This is a genomic window from Okeania sp. SIO2B9 (assembly GCF_010672505.1).
Classification (GTDB): domain Bacteria; phylum Cyanobacteriota; class Cyanobacteriia; order Cyanobacteriales; family Microcoleaceae; genus Okeania; species Okeania hirsuta.
Genome location: NZ_JAAHGK010000579.1, coordinates 1 through 4,581, shown reverse-complemented (window position 1 = coordinate 4,581; position 4,581 = coordinate 1). Strand labels below are relative to the sequence as shown.

The window sequence follows — 4,581 nt, the reverse complement described above, 5'->3', positions numbered from 1 at the left end:
TTTCAATCTAAAATCTCATATCTGAAAATCATGTAATTAAATTAGAGATCATGCAAATTGCCAAAGTTCGTGGCACTGTTGTTAGCACCCAAAAAGAGCCTAGTTTACAAGGAACAAAGCTACTTCTGCTGCAATTCATAGACGAAGAAGGCCATCCATTGCCTAAATATGAAGTAGCTGCCGATAATGTCGGAGCCGGAATAGATGAATGGGTTCTGGTTAGTCGAGGCGGAGCAGCTCGTGAAATACCTCGTAGTGAACAACTGCCTATAGATGCCAGAGTAGTCGCAATTATTGACACAATCACAGTGGACAATAGCATGATCTACGGTAAAAAAGACCAATATCGTTAAACAGTCCATTAACTACCAATAGCTTGAACTGTTGGATGTTGAAATCTTGAACTACAAAATATTTACTTAGTACACCAACACCCAACATTTAGCTTCAGGAGAAAAAAATATGCCACACCGCAACGAAGCGGCTCCACTAACCCCCTGGTCACAAAATTTGGCACAGCCAAAGATCGATCGGACAGCGTATGTTCACTCCTTTTCCAATATTATTGGAGATGTCCGCATAGGAGGCCATGTATTAGTAGCTCCCGGTACATCAATTCGTGCTGACGAAGGTACTCCCTTCTTTATCGGTGCAGGAAGCAATATTCAAGATGGAGTAGTCATCCACGGTTTAGAAAAAGGAAGAGTAGTAGGAGATGACAACGAAAACTATTCTGTATGGATAGGTAGAGATGTTTCGATCACCCACAAAGCTCTAATTCACGGCCCCTGCTATATTGGGGATGAGTCTTTTATCGGTTTTCGCTCTACAGTATTTAACGCCCGTATTGGTGAAGGCTGCATCGTGATGCTGCACGCTCTGATCCAAGACGTAGAAATTCCTCCCGGTAAGTATGTACCTTCAGGAGCAATTATTACAAATCAACAGCAAGCAGACCGTTTGCCAGACGTACAACCAGCAGATCTGGAATTTGGCCATCATGTGGTGGGAATCAACGAATCTTTACGAAAAGGTTATATCTGTGCAGCCGATCCCTCCTGTACTAACAAAGTGAAAAATAAAATGAATAGCAATTACAGTAACGGTAACGGTTACAAATCTTCTGTAGCAACTGGTTCTTTAAGCCCAGAGGTAGTTGCTCAAGTAAGACAGCTAGTATCTCAAGGATACCATATTGGCACAGAACACGCTGATGTTCGTCGCTTCAAAACTGGTTCCTGGAACACTTGTTCTCCAATTCAAAGCAAAAATCCTTCAGAAGTAATAGGAGCTTTAGAAGCTTGCGTCGAAGAACACGCTGGAGAGTATGTGCGTCTGTTTGGTATTGACCCTAAAGCCAAACGCCGAATTTCTCCAATTATGATTCAACGGCCTGATGGCAAAAAAATTCCTCAAAAATCGACTACTGGTAATTATAGTGTTCCCGCTGCTTTTGGCGGTCAACCTGCTACAACAAATAACACAGGATTAACTCAAGAAATTGTAGACCAAGTAAACTCCTTGCTATCTCAAGGATACAAAATTAGCACTGAGTATGCTAATGAACGTCGCTTTAAAACTAGCTCTTGGCAAAATGGCCCGACTATTTCAGAAAGCAGTGCCTCACAAGTATTACCAGCTATAGAGCAGTTTTTGGCAGAACATAGCGGTGAATATGTACGTTTGATAGGCGTTGATCCTGTAGCTAGACGTCGTGTTGTAGAAACATTAGTTCAACAGCCTGGCGATCGCCCTATTAAGCAATCTGCTGCTGCCTCTTTCACTGCTAAAACCCCTGCAAATAGCCACGTTAGTAAGCTAAACACAGGATTAAGTCAGGACGTTTTAGCTCAAGTAGGTTCCCTATTTAATCAAGGATATCGCGTCAGCATAGAACACGCTAATGCACGTCGCTTTAAGACTAGCTCTTGGCAGAGCGCTCCCATTTCGGCACAGACTACTGCACAAGCAATAGAGGAATTAGAAGCAGCTTTGGCACATTATAGTGGGGAATATGTACGTTTAATTGGTGTCGATCCTGCTGCTAAACGTCGGGTGTTGGAAGTATTGATTCAGGAGCCAAATGGCAAACGCCAAGGAGTTACTACAGCTTCTAATGGAGCAGGTAATAGTAAACCTCCTATTTATAATACTGCTCATACCAGTGTATCGAGTCAAGGCAGTGGGTTCAAGACAGAACTAAGTCAGGAAGTTTTAGCTCAAGTAGGTTCACTATTTAATCAAGGACATCGCATCGGCATAGAGCACGCTAATGCACGTCGCTTTAAGACTAGCTCTTGGCAGAGCGCTCCCATTTCGGCACAGACTACTGCACAAGCAATAGAGGAATTAGAAGCAGCTTTGGCACAGTATAGTGGGGAATATGTACGTTTAATTGGTGTCGATCCTGCTGCTAAACGTCGGGTGTTGGAAGTATTGATTCAGGAGCCAAATGGCAAACGCCAAGTAGTTCCTACAGTTTCTAATGGAGCAGGCAATAGTTATCAACCATCATATAATAGTGTAACAGCTACTGCTAGTACCCAGAAGCTAACTCAAGAGGTTGTAGAACAAGTTCGCTCTTTGATTGCGAGTGGCTACAAAATAGGTACAGAGTATGCAGACCAACGCCGTTTCAAGACTAGCTCTTGGAAAACTGATACTCAAATTAATGGCAAACGTGATGCTGATGTTTTCCCAGCTATTGAGGAAACTCTAGCTCAACACGAGGGAGAATATGTCCGCTTAATTGGTATCGATCCTCAAGCTAAACGCCGTGTTTTAGAAATGATTATTCAGCAACCTAACGGTAAGGCTAAGTAAAAAAAAACCAGAAAGTCAAAAGTTCAAAGTTGTAACTTTTGACTTTCAGTCGGATATTTGAAAGGAGTATTTATGCAGTTTACACCACTACAACCAATTGATAATACTGAACCTTTTGTTAGTGGTGATGTAAAAATTGAGCCGAATGTTGCGATCGCATCTGGTGTCATTCTCCAAGCTGCTGCTGATTGTCAGATAGTTATTGCTACAGGGGTTTGTATTGGTATGGGAGTTATTCTTCATGCTTACCAGGGCAACATTAAAGTTGAGTCGGGAGTCACCATTGGTGCAGGAGTGTTAGTAGTTGGTAAGAGTAAAATAGGGGCTAATGCTTGTATTGGTTCAGTGGCAACGATTATAGAGCATGATGTTGAACCAAATCAAGTTGTACCACCGACTTCTATTATAGGGGAGTCTGGACGACAAATCTTAGAAAATTCTACTACAGCTCCATCTCAACCTCCATCTCAAACAGTTTTAACACCACACATAACAACCACTACTAAAAGTAATGATGATTTGTCAGTAGACCCGGAATTAAGCAGTAGTTCTGAATTGAGTGAAGAAAATCTTTCTCAAACAAGTACTTTTAATTATCCAGATAATCATCAGGAATTAGGCAGTAGTTCTGAATTGGATGAAGAAAATATTGCTCAAACAAGTACTTTTAATTATCCAGATAATCATCAGGAATTAGGCAGTAGTTCTGAATTGAGTGAAGAAAATATTGCTCAAACAAGTACTTTTAATTATCCAGATAATCATCAGGAATTAGGCAGTAGTTCTGAATTGGATGAAGAAAATATTGCTCAGAAAAGTACTTTTAAGTATCCAGGTAATCATCAAGGACTAAACAGTAATTATCAATTTTTCAAAAAAACTGAACCTGAAAATGATAATTCTAATGCCCTTGTTAATCAAGAATTAACAAATAATTCTTCATCACCAGACCAAGAAAAAGCTAAAAATGAAGAAGAAACTCAAAATAAAATTGAGCAGGCTAAAACTCAACTACAAGAAGAAGCACCTGAAACCACGAAAACTCCAATCTACGGACAAGATTATGTAAATAGGATGATGAAAACTTTATTTCCTCATAAAAATTCTCTTAGCTCTCCTCCCGATGAAGAAGATTAGAAAAGTCATATTGGGTTAGTAAGGGAAACACAGAGGTAGTAGATGCCGAGGATTATAGCAATTTTTGTTACTTTTGACTGATGTTAGTTGAGATAAACTAAAAAATCTGATTTAGAGCAGGATATTTGTAGCAGATAAACAGCAGTCGGATAATTGACAATATAACTATTTTTTGATACAAGAAGGCTTGCTAATTTCAAAAAAAATATAATATAATTTGATAAATGTAGAGAACTAGCTGACAAAACTTTACTCTCATCCAGGGACAAAAAATTATTCAAAGTCTCTTTCAAGTAAAGTCCAATCAGCTCAACTATATTAATTTCTATTTTTGATTTTATATAAAAAAATCCTGAACTAGCTCTAAAGACCATCACCTTTGAAAAACCTAGCCAAAGAAAGGACATTTCTACAAATTTTCCACCATGCGGACTGCCTACCAATATAAATTAAGGCCCAACAAAGAACAAATAGCCACTATTCAATTGTGGTTGGAATTGTTGCGTCGGCAGTACAACTATAGGTTAGGAGAGCGGTTTTCGTGGTGGTCAGAAAATCGTTGTCCAGTTAACGCTTGCCCTTTGGTGATGCCAATTCCTCAACTAAGAGATAATCCAGATT

General features: G+C 39.7%; 4 protein-coding genes. All 4 read left to right on the top strand.

Annotated features, from left to right (window positions below; all coding sequences use genetic code 11):
• The first annotated feature begins 50 nt into the window (after positions 1–50).
• The gene (locus F6K13_RS19460) at positions 51–353 is read left to right on the top strand and encodes a EutN/CcmL family microcompartment protein (RefSeq protein WP_124146614.1); all 303 of its coding nucleotides are present in this window, start codon (positions 51–53) and stop codon (positions 351–353) included.
• 109 nt (positions 354–462) lie between these two features.
• Positions 463–2,823, top strand: coding sequence for a ribulose bisphosphate carboxylase small subunit (locus F6K13_RS19455; protein ID WP_287288078.1), 2,361 nt, complete (start codon positions 463–465; stop codon positions 2,821–2,823).
• A gap of 72 nt (positions 2,824–2,895) precedes the next feature.
• On the top strand, positions 2,896–3,960 hold the full coding sequence (locus tag F6K13_RS19450; protein ID WP_287241654.1) for a hypothetical protein: 1,065 nt from the start codon (positions 2,896–2,898) through the stop codon (positions 3,958–3,960).
• 425 nt (positions 3,961–4,385) lie between these two features.
• Positions 4,386–4,581: helix-turn-helix domain-containing protein (locus F6K13_RS19445; protein WP_287241657.1), on the top strand; the 196-nt coding region annotated here is incomplete at its 3' end.